This is a genomic window from Pseudoalteromonas sp. GCY, from assembly GCF_016695175.1.
Taxonomy (GTDB): domain Bacteria; phylum Pseudomonadota; class Gammaproteobacteria; order Enterobacterales; family Alteromonadaceae; genus Pseudoalteromonas.
Genome location: NZ_CP068023.1, coordinates 573,752 through 591,505, shown reverse-complemented (window position 1 = coordinate 591,505; position 17,754 = coordinate 573,752). Strand labels below are relative to the sequence as shown.

13 protein-coding genes are annotated in these 17,754 nt (G+C 45.6%); 1 reads left to right on the top strand and 12 read right to left on the bottom strand.

What is annotated here, in order from left to right:
• Positions 1-3: 3 nt before the first annotated feature.
• From murG to mraZ, 10 genes are read right to left on the bottom strand one after another with little or no spacing between them, the layout of a single operon-like run.
• Positions 4-1,071 carry an undecaprenyldiphospho-muramoylpentapeptide beta-N-acetylglucosaminyltransferase gene (gene murG, locus JJQ94_RS07755; RefSeq protein ID WP_099029035.1) on the bottom strand — a complete coding sequence of 356 codons (1,068 nt, stop codon included), beginning with the start codon at positions 1,069-1,071 and terminating at the stop codon, positions 4-6.
• Positions 1,068-2,243 (bottom strand): cell division protein FtsW, encoded by a 1,176-nt coding sequence (gene ftsW / locus JJQ94_RS07750; protein WP_099029034.1) that lies wholly within the window; start codon positions 2,241-2,243, stop codon positions 1,068-1,070. The genes murG and ftsW overlap by 4 nt, the downstream gene beginning before the upstream one ends.
• Positions 2,240-3,562, bottom strand: a complete 1,323-nt coding sequence (gene murD, locus JJQ94_RS07745; protein WP_099029033.1) for a UDP-N-acetylmuramoyl-L-alanine--D-glutamate ligase — start codon at positions 3,560-3,562, stop codon at positions 2,240-2,242. The genes ftsW and murD overlap by 4 nt, the downstream gene beginning before the upstream one ends.
• Complete coding sequence (gene mraY / locus JJQ94_RS07740; RefSeq protein ID WP_010368649.1) at positions 3,562-4,644, bottom strand: phospho-N-acetylmuramoyl-pentapeptide-transferase; 1,083 nt, start codon at positions 4,642-4,644, stop codon at positions 3,562-3,564. Before mraY ends, murD begins: the two co-directional genes overlap by 1 nt.
• A complete protein-coding gene (locus JJQ94_RS07735; protein ID WP_099029032.1) occupies positions 4,638-6,032 on the bottom strand; it encodes a UDP-N-acetylmuramoyl-tripeptide--D-alanyl-D-alanine ligase in 1,395 nt (464 codons plus the stop codon). Before JJQ94_RS07735 ends, mraY begins: the two co-directional genes overlap by 7 nt.
• Positions 6,029-7,492, bottom strand: coding sequence for a UDP-N-acetylmuramoyl-L-alanyl-D-glutamate--2,6-diaminopimelate ligase (gene murE, locus JJQ94_RS07730; protein ID WP_099029031.1), 1,464 nt, complete (start codon positions 7,490-7,492; stop codon positions 6,029-6,031). The genes JJQ94_RS07735 and murE overlap by 4 nt, the downstream gene beginning before the upstream one ends.
• Complete coding sequence (locus tag JJQ94_RS07725; RefSeq protein WP_017217169.1) at positions 7,485-9,299, bottom strand: peptidoglycan glycosyltransferase FtsI; 1,815 nt, start codon at positions 9,297-9,299, stop codon at positions 7,485-7,487. The genes murE and JJQ94_RS07725 overlap by 8 nt, the downstream gene beginning before the upstream one ends.
• A complete protein-coding gene (gene ftsL / locus JJQ94_RS07720) occupies positions 9,296-9,619 on the bottom strand; it encodes a cell division protein FtsL (protein ID WP_099029030.1) in 324 nt (107 codons plus the stop codon). Before ftsL ends, JJQ94_RS07725 begins: the two co-directional genes overlap by 4 nt.
• Positions 9,619-10,551 (bottom strand): 16S rRNA (cytosine(1402)-N(4))-methyltransferase RsmH, encoded by a 933-nt coding sequence (gene rsmH, locus JJQ94_RS07715; protein WP_099029029.1) that lies wholly within the window; start codon positions 10,549-10,551, stop codon positions 9,619-9,621. Before rsmH ends, ftsL begins: the two co-directional genes overlap by 1 nt.
• Before the next feature lie 14 nt (positions 10,552-10,565).
• Positions 10,566-11,024 (bottom strand): division/cell wall cluster transcriptional repressor MraZ, encoded by a 459-nt coding sequence (mraZ, locus tag JJQ94_RS07710; protein ID WP_010368661.1) that lies wholly within the window; start codon positions 11,022-11,024, stop codon positions 10,566-10,568.
• Positions 11,025-11,452: 428 nt separating this feature from the next.
• Between mraZ and JJQ94_RS07705 the strand changes: the two genes are divergently transcribed.
• Positions 11,453-14,443 (top strand): bifunctional diguanylate cyclase/phosphodiesterase, encoded by a 2,991-nt coding sequence (locus JJQ94_RS07705; protein WP_099029028.1) that lies wholly within the window; start codon positions 11,453-11,455, stop codon positions 14,441-14,443.
• 29 nt (positions 14,444-14,472) lie between these two features.
• Here the strand turns inward: JJQ94_RS07705 and JJQ94_RS07700 are convergent, their stop codons facing one another.
• Together JJQ94_RS07700 and JJQ94_RS07695 are read right to left on the bottom strand one after the other, a co-directional pair.
• A complete protein-coding gene (locus JJQ94_RS07700) occupies positions 14,473-16,137 on the bottom strand; it encodes an alkaline phosphatase (RefSeq protein ID WP_099029027.1) in 1,665 nt (554 codons plus the stop codon).
• A 175-nt stretch (positions 16,138-16,312) separates the two neighbouring features.
• Positions 16,313-17,527, bottom strand: coding sequence for a cation:proton antiporter (locus JJQ94_RS07695; protein ID WP_099029026.1), 1,215 nt, complete (start codon positions 17,525-17,527; stop codon positions 16,313-16,315).
• Positions 17,528-17,754: the final 227 nt, after the last annotated feature.

Genomic DNA, 17,754 nt, shown 5'->3' with positions numbered 1-17,754 from the left:
ATCCTAGTTCGATAATTCTGTACAAATTTGGGCAACTTTCGCTGTTGCCTCCGACTTACCGCATTGTCTCGCTTTTGCTGCCATGGTCGCAATTTTTTGCGGCTCAATAACAAGTGGCTGCAGTGTAGTTGCTAGCGTTTCTGGCGTCAGTGTAGTTTGCTGCAATATATAAGCGGCCCCAGCCGACACTAAAAATTGCGCGTTAGCCGTCTGGTGATCGTCAACGGCATGTGGAAAAGGCACAAAAATCGCCGTTTTCCCAGCTGCGGCTATCTCACTCACGGTAAGCGCACCGGCACGGCAAATAACCAGATCAGCCCAAGCGTATGCGGCATCCATATCATGAATGAACTCGCTGACCTCAGCATTAATGCCCGCACTTTCATATCGTTGTTGTGTATCGTCTTGGTTATGTTTACCGCTTTGATGACGAATATTTAATGCGATACTGGCCACCTGTTGCTGAAGTAACTTAAGTCCTTCTGGCACGGTTTCATTCAGTGCTTTTGCTCCCAATGAACCACCTACAATTAATAGATTTAACGGCGCTGCAATGGGTTTATCGCTAATGTCAGCAACACTTGCACGTACCGGATTCCCCACAACCTGAGCGAGCTTTTCACTGAATGCGCCGGGAAAACCAGCCAATACGCGACTTGCAATTTTCGCCAGCAACTTATTGCTCATACCCGCAACCGCATTTTGCTCATGGATCACCAAAGGGATCCCAAGCAGTTTCGCAGCAACGCCTACCGGGCCTGTTACATAACCGCCCATGGCTAACACCACATCAGGTTTACGCTGTTGTAAAATACGCTTTGCTGCAAGTACCGCTTTTAAAACCATAAATGGTGCGGTTATTAATCGTTTGACCCCGTTACCACGTACGCCTTTCATGGCAATGAAATCAATTTCAAAACCGTAACGCGGCACAACATCGGCTTCCATTCTATCTGCGGTGCCAACCCAGCTCACTTGCCAAGCCTGCGCTTGTAAAAATTGTGCCACTGCAATACCTGGAAAAATATGTCCACCTGTACCGCCCGCGACCACTAGAAGACGTTTTGTCATCGTCTACCTCCACGGGATGTTGCTTGCCTTGTCGACATTTTTGTCTCAAAGTCTATGCGCTGTAAAATACCTGCCGCGATTGTCATCACCCAAAGACTAGAGCCACCATAAGAAACAAACGGCAGCGTTAAGCCTTTAGTGGGTAAAATGCCAGCGCTCGCACCAATATTAACGACTGCCTGAAAGGCAAACCAAATACCAATGCCCAAAGCAAAATACCCTTCGTATTCCTTGCTTGCTTTAAGGGCCTTTTGCCCGATAAAAAGCGCTCGAGTAACCAATACTCCAAGTACAATAATTATGCTAAATACACCAATAAAGCCCAGCTCTTCCGCTATTACAGCAAAAATAAAGTCGTTATGTGCTTCCGGCAAATACTGTAGCTTTTGTATGCTATTACCCAGACCTTGACCAAACCATCCACCTTGGCCGTATGCCATTAGTGATTGTACCAATTGATAACCGGCACCAAATGGATCTTCCCAAGGATTTAAAAAGCCCACGACACGCTTCATACGATATGGCTCAATGATGATAAGCAGTACCACCAAAGAGACACCGGTAAGCATTAAGGTAAAAAACTGCCAAAGCCTTGCACCGGCTAAAAACAACAGGCCAACTGTCGTCACAAACATGACCACCACAGTGCCTAAATCTGGTTGCATCAAAATTAAGAACGCATACACCGCAAACACAATCATTGGCTTGGCGAAGCCTTTGATGTTTTCTTGCACTTCATCGCGTTTACGTACCAAGTAGCCGGCAATATAGCTGAAGAAAAATAGCTTAGATGCCTCTGCTACTTGCAAACCAAAAGGACCAAGCGGGATCCAGCGTCTTGCACCATTTACTTCGCGACCAATAATGAGTACCGCCACTAACAGTACCAAGCCAAAAAGCAGCAAATATGGATTACTGCGTTTCCACCAAGTCATTGGCACACTCGTCGCAAACCAAAAGAGGATAAACGAGCCCACTAAAAAGATAACGTGGCGAATGGTAAAGTGAAAAGGATTATCAAATAGTCGCTCGGCAACTGGCATAGAAGCACTTGTCACCATCACAAATCCCACTCCAATAAGCATGAGCATGCAGTACATCAAAGGTACGTCAAATAAGCTTTCGGACTGGCGAGGCGTTAGCGCCTCTTTGATATCAGCGACGTTAATCAAGCATGTTCCCCCACTAAACGGACGAACTCATCCCCACGCGCCATATAGTTTGGATACATATCTATGCTGGCACAGGCAGGTGCTAATAAAACAATATCACCATTGGTCGCTATCGTTTTTGCCGCCAACACCGCTTCTTCCAGATTGCTGACTTGATGGCTATTGCGCAGTAGTGGCATAAACTGTGCTCCGTCTTGTCCGAAACAAAATAGCGCTTTGCAATGCGCAGTGAGTGGCGTCTTGAGTGGTGAAAGATCTGCCCCTTTCGCATCACCACCCACGATCAAAATAATATTTTTGCGGCCTGAAGCCAAAGAATCAATAGCGGCGACCGTCGAGCCAACATTCGTTGCCTTTGAATCGTTGAAGTAACGAACCCCTGCAACATCGGCAACCAACTGACAACGATGAGGTAACCCCGTGAAACTCGCAAACGCGCTGGCAAATGCCTGCATAGGCAATTGCATCGGCGCTAATAATGCCAATACTGCTAAGGCGTTAAATTGATTATGTCGCCCTACCATCGCCAACGTTTTGACCGGTAACAGTGGTGTTTGTTTGTGTGCGAAATGCGGCTCACCGTCAAAGTTCATTAAGTGATAATCCCCCTCAGTGAGGGATACACTACTGCCTTGCCCATGCTGCGCAAAGGTATAATGATCTTCAGCATTAAAGACAATATGCTCAACATGCTGGTAAATACGCTGCTTCGCTTCAATGTAAGCTTGAAAATCAGGATAACGATCCATGTGATCTTCAGTAATATTGAGGATCATTGCCGACAAACAAGCCAAGCTATGCGTGGTTTCAAGCTGAAAACTAGACAGCTCGAGCACATAAACATCATGCGACTGCTCTAACAACGACAGCACAGACGTGCCAATATTGCCGCCAAGCCCAACTTTTAAGCCAGCGGCTTTCAATACTTCTGTCGCGAGCGTAACAACGGTGGACTTACCATTAGAGCCCGTAACGGCAATCACTGGACGGGTATTAAGGCGTGCAAATAGCTCGATATCGCCGATGACTTCAACGCCTTCGGCAATGGCAGCGGCAACGCTTTGTTCAAATAACGGGATCCCTGGGCTAATGATAATCAGATCCGTTTGCGCCAAAGCGGCATCAGCAAGATTGCCAAATACCGCTTCACATTCAGGTGCGTTGTGACTTAGCCAGTCCGAGCCCGGAGGCACTGGACGACTATCAACCACTTTTGGATTAATACCGTGCGACAGCAGAAAACGCACAATCCCCTGTCCTGTGACTCCAAGTCCCAGTACTGTGACATGCTTTTTCTGTAATTGCTCAATATACGTCATTATCTAATCTTCAACGTCGCAAGACCTGCCAGAACCAAAATAATCGAGATAATCCAAAAACGGACTATCACGCGCGGCTCAGGCCATCCTTTTAATTCGTAATGATGGTGAATAGGGGCCATTCTAAAGATCCGCTGACCTCTGAGTTTGTAAGACCCTACCTGTAAAATCACGGATAATGCCTCCATCACAAATACACCACCCATAATAATCAGTACCAATTCTTGGCGTACTAAAATTGCAATGATCCCCAGTGCACCACCCAACGCCAATGAACCCACATCGCCCATAAAAACTTGTGCCGGATAGGTGTTAAACCATAAGAAACCAAGACCTGCGCCGACAATCGCCGTACATACCACAACCAGTTCACTCGTGAGTGGTAAATGAGGAATATGAAGGTAGCTTGAGAAATTCGCGTTACCAGTCACGTATGCAATAATAGCGAGTGCTGAGGCAACCAAAATGGTCGGAACAATAGCGAGGCCATCCAAGCCATCTGTTAGGTTAACTGCGTTTGACGTACCCACAATCACGAAGTAGCTCATGACCAAATAGAACAAACCAAGTTGTGGTAATACATCTTTCAAAAATGGCACGACTAACGTGGTTTCCGCAGCGCTGGTGGACGTAAAGTACAGAAATGCTGCCGTAGATATCGCAATAACCGACTGCCAAAAGTACTTCCAACGCGCAATTAGGCCTTTACTGTCTTTTCTGATCACCTTGCGGTAATCATCAACAAACCCAACAATACCTAAGCTGCCAATGACAAATAACGTCACCCATACATATTTGTTGCTAAGGTCGCCCCACAGTAGTGTGCTGGTAAAGATAGCAGCCAGAATTAAGAGTCCACCCATAGTTGGGGTACCCGACTTGGATAAGTGCGATTCCGGACCGTCATCACGTACGGTCTGACCAATCTGCATACGTTGTAATGCAGCGATAAGTTTAGGGCCAAAATACAACGAAATCATCAAGGCAGTTAAAATGCCTAAAATCGCCCTCAGGGTAAGGTAAGAAAATACGTTAAACCCAGAATAATATTGGGTAAGATACTCGGCTAGCCAAACTAACATGATACTTCTCCTGTCTCGCTATCCGACTGGCCAGCGTTTACTAATTCTTCAACGAGCAGTTCCATCCGCGCACTACGTGATCCTTTAACGATAACGGTGCATTGTCCTGATTGCTCGGCCAATACAACCCGTAACGCCTTCATTAAATTCTCGCGAGTCGAGAAATGACGATTTGGCTTTTCAAATACATTGCTAGCGCTACTACTCAGCACTCCCAATGAAAACAATTCATCAATGCCTTGCTGCTTAGCATATTCGCCGACTTCACGGTGATATTCGCGGGCATCTTCACCCAGTTCTGCCATATCACCCAACGCCAATACTTTATAGCCAGACATAGACGCCAGTAAATCAATCGCCGCGTTGACAGATTTCACATTCGCATTGTAGGTGTCATCGACGACACGCAGCGTGTCCGAGACTTGGATCATGTTGACGCGGCCCTTTACTTCAGTCATTTGTCCAAGACCCGTTGCCACCTCACTTAAGCTTGCGCCAAGTTCGGTTGTCAATGCTGCCGCAATCAGCGCATTGCCAACATTGTGCTGGCCACTAAGCGGTAAACTAATGGTGGTACGCTGTTCACCTTGGCATAGCGTAAAGGTAGGGCGAGCTAACTCATCCAACTCAATCGCTTCCACCCAAATATCAAGCTGAGCATTTAGGCTATAACGTTTCACTTTAGAAACAGCTAAGTTTTCCTGCCACATCTGAGCATAATCACTATCCGCATTGATGACTGCGACACCGTCAGCCTTTAGGCCTGAGAAAATCTCACCTTTCGCTTTTCCTACCCCATCAATTGAACCAAACCCTTCGATGTGGGCTGGTGCGACATTACACACTGTCGCCACATCTGGGCTCACTAATGCAGTGGTATAAGCAATTTCACCCAAGTGGTTAGCGCCAAGTTCTATCACCGCGTATTCATCATCTTCACTTAAGCGCAATAGCGTCAACGGTACCCCGATGTCGTTATTAAAATTACCTTTCGTCGCAAGGACTTTACCTTTTTGCGCCAAAATCGCCGCACACATTTCTTTCACTGTGGTTTTACCGACACTGCCAGTAATTGCAATGGTTTTAGGGGCAACGGTTTCAATTACTGCTCGGCCAATTTGGCCTAATGCAATACGCGTGTCTGCAACGACAAACTGTGGTAAATCGATATCTTCATCGTGCTCAGAAACAATAGCCGCGATAGCACCTTGCGCTTTGGCCACATCCAAGAAGCGGTGGCCGTCAAAGTTAGGCCCTTTAAGTGCTAAAAATACCTCACCAGACTGAATTGTTCTGGTATCAGTATTAATATTGGCGACTGCCAAATTCTCCCCGTCGTAAGGGGTTTTTAAGACTGCTGCAAGCCAAGAAAAATCCATCTTGATCATGCCTTTTCCCCTCGTAAAATCGCTGCAACGCATTGCCTATCACAAAAATCAATGCGCTCAGTACCTATAATTTGATAGTCCTCGTGCCCTTTCCCCGCTATCAGCACCACGCTGTTTTCATCAGCTAGGTCTATCGCGTGTTGAATGGCTAGCCCTCTATCAGGCTGGCAGATAGCATACTCAGGGTGGATGAGTCCTGCCTTAACGTCGTCAATGATTAAATTGGGATCTTCACTTCGTGGATTATCGCTGGTGATCACCAGTTTATCTGCATATTTCTCAGCAGCTCGCGCCATTTCAGGACGCTTACCTTTATCTCTATCACCACCGCAACCAAACACACAGATAAGATTACCTGGTACATGTGCTCGCAAGGCTTGTAGTGCAAGTGCCAAAGCGTCTGGGGTATGGGCATAATCAACAATACACGTAGGCTTTTCAGGGGCACTAAATGGCTGCATGCGTCCTGCAACTGGCGCGAGTTGGCTGCAAGCTTCGCTTAATGCTTCAAGACTTGCGCCTTGCAATAGTAAAGTCGCAATCGCAGCAGCTAAATTATAAAGATTAAACTCACCATACAGTGGCACACTGACTTCACATTCACCCCAGCTGGTTTTTAACGTCGCCGTCAAACCATTTGGGTGTGCCGACACGGCATCAAAGAATACATATTGTTGGTAGCTATTTTTTTCAGTCCAGCGACCGTAAACAACCACAGTGTCGTCGTTGAATTCAGCGGCCCAACTTGCACCTACTTCGTCGTCAATATTGATGACTTTGTGATTTGGCGCACAGCGAGTAAATAGCAGTTTTTTGGCTTCTGCATAGCTTTGCATATCACCGTGATAATCTAAGTGATCGCGCGTCAAATTGGTGAAAACAGCCACATCAAAGTCGCATTCGTCAACTCGACCTTGCACCAAGCCATGGGAAGATACTTCCATCGCGACTTGATCATATTGTTGCTGTAAAAACGCTAAAATACGTTGTAAATCTACGTTTGACGGCGTGGTGTTTGCCAGCGGAATAAGACTGTCTGGTTGACCATAACCAAGCGTACCTATCACAGCCCCAGCACTATCAGTTAGGCTAGCTAAATTGGCAATCATCGCTGTCGTGGTAGATTTACCATTGGTGCCAGTAACGCCTGTGAGTTTGAGCTTTTTACTCGGATATGCATAAAACTGTGCTGCAATTGCCGCCAACTTATCAGCAAGATTATCGATAAAAATCGCTTGTTCTGGTGCAACATTAAGCTCGCTTCCCGTTTCTGCAAGCACACATTTAGCGCCTTGCGCAACGGCACTGGCGGCATATTTAGCACCATCTTGGGCATGACCTTGCAATGCAACAAAACAATCACCCGGCTCAATCGCTCGACTGTCTATACGCAGATGTTCAACCTCAACTGGGGCAATATTGACACCAAAATCACTGAGTACCTGAGCCAGATCACGCATCGTTATCTGCTCCAGAAATATAAGCCACACGCTCTTTATCAGGCGCTACGTTTAGAATTCTCAGTGCATTAGACATGATTTCAGCAAACGCAGGCCCTGCGGTTTGACCGCCATAGTAAACATCTCCCGCCGGTTCATTGACCATCACCACAACCGCAAGCCTTGGGTCGCTTACCGGTGCAACGCCCGCAAAGTAACCAACATACTCGTCGCCATAGCCACCCGCCACGGCTTTTTCTGAAGTACCTGTTTTACCAGCGGCACGGTATCCATCAACTTTTACGTTATGGGCAGTACCACCACGTTCAAATACTGACTCCATCATTTCTACCACTGCATGCGTATCTTGCTCGCTAAAAATACGCTTACCTTCAGGAATTTCATCCTGCTTCACTATTGTAAGTGGTCGCAAGATGCCGCCTGCTCCAAACATGGCGTAAAGTCTCGCCATTTGTGCGGTGCTTACTGATACTGCGTAACCATAAGAGAGTGTTGCGATTTCAAAGTTAGACCAACGGCGGTTTGGATAAAATAGACCTGCGCTTTCACCAATCATGTTTGAGCCCGTAGGTTCACCAAAACCAACTTCTTGGTATAAATTGATAAAATACTCTTTTGGTAGCATTTGCGAGATCTTCGCAACCCCCATGTTACTGGAAATTTTAAGAATTTCTCTTAAGCTCAGTTCGCCGTTATTGCGAGTGTCTTTCACCAAGCCACCGCTTAAGTTCATCCAGCCCGGATAAGTATCTATTGTGTCTGTTGCCTTAACTGCACCATAATTTAAACCAGCCAATACGGCTAAAGGCTTTAATGTTGAACCGGGTTCAAATAGGTCAGTCATGGCACGATTACGACGTTTATAAGGTGCAGCAGTACTTAGATCGTTAGGATTAAAGCTTGGGCTATTCACCAAAGCTAAAATCTCGCCAGTGTGTACATCAACAACTATCGCCGAACCAGAGGTAGCTTTATAGCTCAGTACCGCCGACTTTAACGCGCGATAGGCAATGGCTTGGATCCGTAAATCAATACTCAAGTAAACATCTTCTGGCTCAACACGCTGCTCTTCTGACAGCACTTGTACTTCACGACCTTGCGCATCTTTACGAATGGTACGTTTACCAGCTGTTCCTGTTAATGCAGAGTCAAACATGCGCTCGACGCCTTCGATACCTTTACCATCAATATCCGTTACACCAATCATGTGCGCCGTCACTTCGCCGCTTGGGTAGAAACGTTTGGACTCGTCAAGTAAGTGCACGCCTGGCAGGCGCATTTGACGAATATAGTTGGCAACAACCGCCGTCACTTGACGCTTCAAATAGACAAAACGACGGCTTGGGTCTCCCCTAAGCCGTTCATCGACATTTTCTGGTTTAAGTCTGAGCACATCTGCAAGCTCTTTCCACCTGAGCTCATCATCGTACCAAGCTTGTTTCCGTATTTTCAGCTCAGCATCGTTTTGCTCTAACGCTTTATAATCTTCACCTTCTTTACGGGCTTTACGTAGCACTTTCTTGGCAAGTGCCTTATCAATAGCAAGGGGATCGGCGTAAACGCTCACAACTGGCACACTCACAGCCAGCTCTTTGCCATTGCGGTCGAAGATCATGCCTCGTTGGACATTGAGTTTCTCAACCCGTACGGTGCGCTTATCGTTTTCTTCAATGGCCTTATCAGGCTCAATTACTTGCAAAAATGCAGCGCGTGCAACAAGCGTCATAAAAACGGTGAGCATCACGCCGCAAACTAGAGCAAAGCGCCAGGTGATAATAGATTGAGTTTTTTGCTTTTGTTTATTCATGGCAGCACAATCACCTGTTCATCTTTACTGGTTGGACGTTTCATCTCTAACTGCATCTTCGCAATCTCTTCTATCCTTGCGTGCTGCGAGTAAAACTCTTCTTCCACAACGAGGTAGCGCCATTGTAGGTCTAGCTCATCGCGCTGTTGCAATAACTCATCCTGCTGTATCAATTGCTGGCGAGTTAAATGGGTAATTTGCACTACGGCGAGTGCAGAAATCAAAATCGTAAGCAGCAAGAATGCCGTCAACTTGTTGGCAATAACGTAATAGCCAATTTCTGCAAATAGGTTTGGTTGACGTTGCTTGCTTGCATTCACTAGAGCTTCTCCGCCACTCTTAATACTGAGCTTCGCGAGCGAGGATTTTGTGCAATCTCGGCATCGCTAGGCTTAATGGCTTTACCCACTGCCTTTAAGGTGAGATTTTGTTTAAGTTGTTCATCCGTTAAAGGCAGACCTCTGGGTATCGCCTCTCCCTTACTCTGCTTCTTGATAAACTGCTTTACAATGCGATCTTCTAGAGAATGGAACGAGATCACCACTAACCGACCACCGGGTTTTAACACCTCAAGTGATGCTTGCAATGCAGTCTGAATTTCTTCTAACTCACTGTTAATGTAAATACGGATGGCTTGAAAAGTGCGAGTTGCAGGATGCTTGTGTTTATCTTTGACAGGCACAGCTTCATCAATCAATTGCGCCAGTTGTGCTGTCGTTGTAATCGCGGTGTGCTCGCGCACTTCAATGACTTTGCGAGCAATACGAGTGGCAAACTTTTCTTCGCCATACTTTTTTATCACAAACACCATTTCTTCAAGCTCTGCTTCAGCTAACCACTGTGCAGCACTGCGACCTGAGTCAGGATCCATACGCATATCCAGCGGCCCGTCTTTCATAAAACTAAAGCCACGGTCTGCGTCGTCAAGCTGAGGCGAAGACACACCAATGTCCAACAAGATGCCATCAACCTGACCTAAGATACCGGCCTGCTCAGCGACCGCTTTAATTTGCGAGAAGCGGCTTCGCGCTATAGAGAAACGTGTATCATCGGCAAACTTTTCAGCTGCCTTAATCGCTTGAGGGTCTTGATCTATGGCTTGTAAACGCCCAGTCGACAATCTTTTGAGGATTTCACCTGAGTGCCCACCACGACCAAACGTCCCGTCGATATATATACCTTCAGGGTTAATTGCTAGGGCATCTAGGGTTTCGGTCATTAATACCGAAATATGCTTAAACTCTTCGCTCATTAATTTGTTTACCCCTACAAGGAAAAGTTTTCCAGTTCAGGGCTTTCCTCAAAGTTTCCTGAGTGTTCAATTTCGGTATCTGCCTGCATTTGCTGATACCAGCGTTCTTCGTCCCAAATTTCAAATTTATTGAGTAACCCAACTAGCATGATCTTTTTGCCTAATTGCGCATGGGATCGCAATGAAGGCGCCAGTAAAATCCGGCCATTTTTGTCTAGTTGGTATTCTGTAGCATGACCTAGCAACATCCGCTGCCAGCGCCTCACTCTGGGATTGGTATTAGAGATGCGACTTAGTTTGGTCTCAATTTCTAGCCATTCTGAGAGTGGGTAAAGCCACAAGCACGGTTCGTTGATCGCAATAGTACAAATAACAGTTCCCTGATCTTCGGACAGCAGCGGTTGACGGTACTTAGTCGGTACCGCAAAACGCCCTTTGTCGTCCAAAGCTAGCGAACTTGCACCTCGAAACATGCGTGATCCTATTTTTAAGTTGGTTGATCCAGTTTGATCCACTAAAACCCACTTTTTACCACAGAAGAACAGTCTAGGGCTTGACAAGCACTTTTGTCAAGCTCAGTCGGCACCTTTAACGCCTTTGAAAGCCAGAAAAATCGCGGGATTTGTGGAAGATCATGAATTTTGTGGAAAAAGTGGAGAGATGAAAAAATGCCATTTTTTTTGGCCGGATAATCACGTCATACTTTCAAATTAGAAATTAAAAATTCCATTTGTTAACCCTTGCTTAAGGATGCTTTTGCAGCTGAATTATTTATGCAAATTTGCTTGGTTGTCCCTACTCGATTCGGTATCATTCGCGCTCTCTGATCAGCTCCATAGGTGGGATTATTCTGAAATCTTCAATACAGTTTCGATTTTATCGCTTACTCGTTCTACTTTGCTTGCCATGTCTGATCATTATTTTATTTCTATTATGTGAGCAACGTCAGCAGGCATTAACACAACAGTCACAACTGGCGCTACATTACGCCAAACAAGTTGCGACGATCCAACAGGTAGAACTCGCAGATACAGAACAAGTCTTACAGCAACTGTCGACCCGTATTGATCATCTTACTGTAGAGCACAGCAAATGCCCGCCGCTGCTATATCATGCGATGCTGCTCAGCCCCAACCTTGCTAATCTTGGAATCGTTGACGCACAAGGGAACGTACTGTGTACTACACATCAAGCAGATCAACGCGAGATCAATATTGCCGATCGTGGCTACTTTAAAGCCGCAATGCGTACCGCACAGTTTAGTATTGGTGAATACCAAATTGACCGAAGCATGCAGCGGGCAACCGTCAACTTCGCACTACCAATTTACGATGATCAACAGCAATTTTTGTTTATGCTTGTCGCGGTGAAAGGCTTAACGCATTGGAGCCAGACCCTTGCAAAACTGCCCCTTCCTGTAGGTACTCGGGTAATGATTGCCGATGCTAAAGCGCAAATAATTGCGCAATATCCAGCAGCAAATGCAGAACTTGGTCGTGCTGTTAGCAGTTCTTGGCCAAACAATTTAAGCACACAGGCGACGCTACTAAACACCCCAGAAGGCAATCGCTTGGTGTATGTAAAGCAATCACTCAATAACAGCAACCGAGCGTTACAAATCTACTTTAGTTTCGATTTTGAGTCCCAGTTGAGTAGCATAGATAAGCGTTTTGCGCTCTTTTTAGGGATCTTCTTTGTGCTTGTGTGCATTTTGTTTTGGCAAACCCATTGGCAACTAAAACAACAACTTTTAAAACCGCTTAGTGCACTCAAGCATGCTATTGCAAAGCTTGAATCGGGCAAGCAAGACTCCCGTTTTGACGCCACCAAAGTACCCAGTGAATTTGAGCATATCGCCGAGCGTTTTGCTCATATGGCACAAACACGCTTAGCCGCTGAAGACAATGCAAATCATAGACTTGCCGTTGTAAAAGCCTTGATTAATGCACTCCCCGATAGCTATGTGCGCTTAGATCAACAGGCTCAGATCTTATCTCGCTATGGTGATTATACCGATAAGGCACAAACGCTTAGAGAGTTGCTACCAGAACATATCTATAAACGGATCCGAGCAGAACTTGCACTGCTAAACGATAAAACCTATGTGCAACTCGAGTTTTCTCCAACTAGTAACCAAGTAGTTGAATGTCGCCTGTGCGCCATTGAATCCCATCCTCAGGCGTTGCTGATTTTCCGTGATATTAGTCAACGTAAGCATCAAGAAGAGGCACTAAACCTTGCAGCATTGGTGTACAACAACAGCAGCGAATGTATGATCATCACGGATGCCAATGGTTTTATCTTGGACGTCAACCTCGCCTTTACGCGTGTAACTGGTTACTCACGCTCCGAGGTGCTGGGTAAGTCCACGGCCATGTTAGGGTCGGGTCAACATGACCGTAGCTTTTACGAACTCATGTGGCAACAGCTTAACGAACATGGCCGCTGGCAAGGTGAGATTGTCAACCGTAAGAAAAATGGCGAGCTTTACACCGAATGGCTAACAATTGATAGTGTTTACGATAGCAACCGTGAGATCTATCGCCGTGTCGCGATCTTCACCGATATTACCGAAGTAAAGCGTAAAGATGCGTTGATCTGGAAGCAAGCACATTTTGACGAATTAACCGATCTTCAAAACCGCGTAGGACTTAAAAAGCACTTAAAAAAGCAGGTTGCCGTTGGACAACAAACCGCAGTGTTGTTACTCGATCTCGACAACTTTAAAGATATTAACGACACTTTAGGCCATTATTATGGCGACTTACTCTTAAAGTTAGTCGCGCAACGTTTAAAGAGTATGGCTCCGCATGCGTTTTTATCCCGCATTGGAGGTGATGAGTTTGTCTTTGTGTTGGAGGATGACGAACACAAAACAACGTGCAAAACATTGGCCTCCCAGATCCAATCTGCACTCAAACAACCGTTTGAGATCAAAGATGAGCAGTGCCATATCACGGCAAGTATGGGGATTGCCACCGCACCAACAGATGGTAATGGTGCAGAAGCCCTATTAAAGGCCGCCGATCAAGCAATGTATAGAGCAAAGCAACAAGGTCGCAATGGCTACGTGATTTTTGATGACACCTTACGCAAAGTCGCGGAATCTAGAATGCAAATGCTCAAAGGCATTCGTGCCGCACTACATAACAATCAATTTGAAATGCACTACCAACCAATCGTATCACTTGACGATAATCGCGTCGCCAAAGCCGAGGCCTTGATCCGCTGGCGACACCCAGAGCAAGGCATGGTGAGTCCAGCTGAGTTTATTCCGTTAGCCGAAGAAACCCAGCTCATTCATCATATTGGAGATTTAGCATTTGCGCAGTCTATTGACACTTTGACGCAACTACAGCACTTAGGCCATACAACACAAATTAGCATCAATGTGTCACCGGTCCAATTTGCCGCTAAAAATTGCACCTTAGCAAGCTGGAGTGACAAACTCACGACGCTTGCGATCTCCCCTGAACACGTGGTTTTAGAAGTCACGGAGGGAATGATGATGCATAATGATAGCCGCACTAAACAACGGGTTGAACGCTTAAAGCAGCAAGGTTTTCAATTTGCGTTAGATGACTTTGGCACGGGTTACTCGTCACTCGCGTATCTAAAACAATTAGATTGTCACTTTGTGAAAATTGATAAACGCTTCGTCGATGGCATCGCAACCAATGCAGACGATTTAACCCTGTGTGAAACCATTATTTTGATGGCCCACCGCCTTGGCTTAAAAGTCATCGCTGAAGGCGTTGAGACCGCGACTCAGCATCAGCTATTAAAACAGGCTGGATGTGATTTTGGTCAGGGTTATTACTATTCAAAACCGCTACCACAACGCGAGTTTCTGACCTTAATGACAGAAAAAAGCCACATTGCTGTGGCTTAACTGAAGTTACTTAAATCTAGGAGCTTGGTTTATTCAGTTAAACCAAGCGCAGTCATCATTTTGTTTGCAACGTCTACATGGTGCTGCATGGTTGAGAACTGCTTAGTTACGCCTGCGGGACCGAAAGTATAAACCGGTACTGGCGCAGCCGTATGTGTACCAGTACCCCACACTACGCTTTGCTCTGAGGCAATCGCGCGAGCGATTTTTCCAGTATAGTCTTCTTTGGCGTATACATAGAAGTCACCAAAGTCCTCAAACGCAGGGATCATCGTTGCATCTTTATCGTCATAGACACTTTGACCAACCTTCTGTGCATTATCTAGCGTCACCGTGTAAGCAGTCATATCTTCAATGGTCGCTTTCCAAGTTGGACCCGATACATTTTCATAGGCTTCATCAGGCGCAGCTTCAGCAAGGATATCGAAGAAGGTGCCTGTTTGCGCGTAAAGCTTGTCTAGTTGCGCAAGTGGGCCAAAGTTAAATTTAGGATGATATTCTTTAGCAACACCATTTACATACATACCATCGCCAGACAGCGTTTGTGCTTCAGGACGCTCATGCTTTGAGTAACTAAAGCCAAAACTCCCCGTTTCATGGTCTGCAGTCACAACGACTAGCGTATCGTTACGGTCTTTTACCCATTCATGAACAGCTTCAACGGCTTCATCAAATTTAAGCAGCTCATTTAGCATCCAACCTGCATCGTTTGCGTGACCTGCCCAGTCAATTTGACCACCTTCAATCATCAAGAAAAAGCCATCTTCATCTTTCGACAAGATATCAAGCGCTTTTACCGTCATTTCTTTTAATGAAGGCTGAGTACAGCTGTTGCTTTGTTGACAAGCTTTGTAAGCAATTGCGTCGCTCATACCAGAGTTTGCGAATAGACCTAGTACTTTTTCGCCTTCAAAACTGCTTAATTGTGCTTTATCAAATGCAAGGCCATAACCGTGTTGCTCTTTTGCTTCAACAACTAGGTTAGTTTCATCTCCACGTTTTGATTTTTTGTATACGCTACTAGGCATGCCAAGCGCGTCAAGTTGCGCTTGTACTTCAGCGTTATCAGGCGTGCTCTTTGGCACAAATACGCGAGCACCACCAGATAACATCACGTCAACGCTGCCAGAGCGAACTAATTGCTCAGCGATTTCAGCTTCGTATGAACGATGCGGCATATGCGCAGCAAATGCCGCTGGCGTCGCGTGCGTAATACGCGTATCTGAAACAAGACCCGTCGCTTTACCCGCGGCTTTGGCTTTTTCTAAGATAGTCGCTACTTTATTGCCATCGGCATCAAGGCCTATCATTTCTGAGCCTGCGGCAAGGCCGGTTGCTAATTGTGTTGCCGAACAAGCAGAGTCAGTCACTAGACTGCCAGTTGCGCCATGTGGTGCGTTCATGGAAAGGCCTAAATGACCACCCGCAGCAAGTTTAGACAGCGCAGTTTGATTGCCTTTGTTTTTATAAGTTGAGTTTGGCGCGCGCTGAGCATACTCTTCAAGTAAGCCAACTTGCTGTGGTCCCATACCGTCACCGATCATAAGGATCACATTTTTTACTTGTGTCACTTCTTGCACTGGTACTTCTTTGATGACTTCAACTTCTTTGATCACCTCAACGGTTTTTGTATCATCATCACACGCGGTAAGTAGAATTGCAGAGATAGCAACTGTAAGTAACTTTTTATTCATTGTACTGTTCCTGAAACGTAATATTTGTCTGTAAGGCGGGCACAGTCTAGGCGCGTTACATGACTTTTTTATTTCAGCAAAGTGACAAAAAATATTTTATTTCACAATAAGTTACAATATAACAGTACAATTCAGATACGAAATCACACGCTACACCAATTGTGATTTAGAGTAATCACTCTCGACCAGAAGCAGTGGTAAATAATTTAGAAATGGGTCGACTAGATAATCCAAATACAAAAATGCTCAACAGCACTGTTGCCATTGCCACTTGAGTAATTTGCAAACCATTTGGCAACTCTTCGCTGAGTAGCATTAAGGTGAGCACCACCGAAGCCAATCCCTTGGGGCCAAACCAAGCTAACGTAAAGCGCTCTTTGGTTGTCAGTGCACCACCTAACAAACAGAGGAATACCGGGATCAATCTAAACAAGGCGGTTGCTAACACTGCGTACACCCAAACCTGCCATTGGGTAACGTTTAATAGCACTACACTTGCCGACAAACCAAACACAATCCAGATCATAAAAGCCGCAAATTCGGCGAGGTGCTCCCCTTCTTCGATAAGCTGATCTTTAAACTCATCACGATAATATTTATCAAACAGCAAACCGCTGACAAATGCAGCAATAAAGCCGCTGCCATGTAAAGCTTGGGTTACCGAAAAAACTAAAAAAGCGATGCCAACAAAGAGAAAAGGGCTGGTTTTAGACGCAAAGTAATGATGTTGATAGGCGCGTTTAAGTAACCAAATGATCACCGCAGTCAGTAACCCCGCGACAACGAGTGCAATCCCCACTTCGCGTATAAAAATCCAAGCAAATGATTCAGTCGTCGCTTGCATTCGCTCAGCTAATACTCCCAGTAAAAACAGAAATACCGGAATACACAGGCCATCATTCAAGCCACTTTCCACATTAATTGCCTCACGTAATCTGGTGGGCACAGACTTATCCTGAATGAAGGTTTTGCATAAAGTAGCATCGGTTGGGGTGATGATCACCGCAATTAAAAAGCAAGCCAACCAAGATAACTGAAACAGCTCATGAGCCACCCACGCGCCAAATATCATAGTTAATGGCAGCCCGAGTAACAATTTAACCGGTAACTGGAAGCTGTGAGATAACACCCGTAATCGCGTTTTTGCAGCATCGGAAAATAAATAAATCGCAAGCGTCAGCTCAATAATCGGCAACCAAGTCTGTAGGCCATTAATATCTACCGCTAAAGCTTGTTGCCCTCCTTCAATATTACCAAGCACAAAGCCTATCGCCCCGCCCGTTAGCACAAACCACATAGGTGCAGTGAGCTCTGCCCTATCTAATTGTCGAGCTGTAATGCTATAGATAAAAAGAGAAAGTCCAATCGCCGCAATCAAAGCATAAATCACGTTGCCATTCCTTTACTGAAAACCTGCTGCTGATAACGCGAGTATGACAAATCTTGTTCAGTTAAGCCAAACATCTAACAACATCCTCCTATCCCCTATAAAAAGAATTAAACAACAAAGAGCAGTAGGTGCTAGTTAATTTTTCACCTTTGTGTCATCGGAATGTAAAAAACCGTCATTACTCTATCTGCAACAAACTGGACTAGACCAGAAACTTAACCCAAACT

What these genes read in the sequence shown, in the direction of transcription:
- murG (WP_099029035.1), bottom strand. Translation starts at nt 1,071, where the DNA reads ATGACAAAACGTCTTCTAGTGGTCGCGGGCGGTACAGGTGGACATATT.
- murD (WP_099029033.1), bottom strand. Translation starts at nt 3,562, where the DNA reads ATGACGTATATTGAGCAATTACAGAAAAAGCATGTCACAGTACTGGGA.
- mraY (WP_010368649.1), bottom strand. Translation starts at nt 4,644, where the DNA reads ATGTTAGTTTGGCTAGCCGAGTATCTTACCCAATATTATTCTGGGTTT.
- JJQ94_RS07735 (WP_099029032.1), bottom strand. Translation starts at nt 6,032, where the DNA reads ATGATCAAGATGGATTTTTCTTGGCTTGCAGCAGTCTTAAAAACCCCT.
- murE (WP_099029031.1), bottom strand. Translation starts at nt 7,492, where the DNA reads ATGCGTGATCTGGCTCAGGTACTCAGTGATTTTGGTGTCAATATTGCC.
- JJQ94_RS07725 (WP_017217169.1), bottom strand. Translation starts at nt 9,299, where the DNA reads ATGAATAAACAAAAGCAAAAAACTCAATCTATTATCACCTGGCGCTTT.
- rsmH (WP_099029029.1), bottom strand. Translation starts at nt 10,551, where the DNA reads ATGAGCGAAGAGTTTAAGCATATTTCGGTATTAATGACCGAAACCCTA.
- mraZ (WP_010368661.1), bottom strand. Translation starts at nt 11,024, where the DNA reads ATGTTTCGAGGTGCAAGTTCGCTAGCTTTGGACGACAAAGGGCGTTTT.
- JJQ94_RS07700 (WP_099029027.1), bottom strand. Translation starts at nt 16,137, where the DNA reads ATGAATAAAAAGTTACTTACAGTTGCTATCTCTGCAATTCTACTTACC.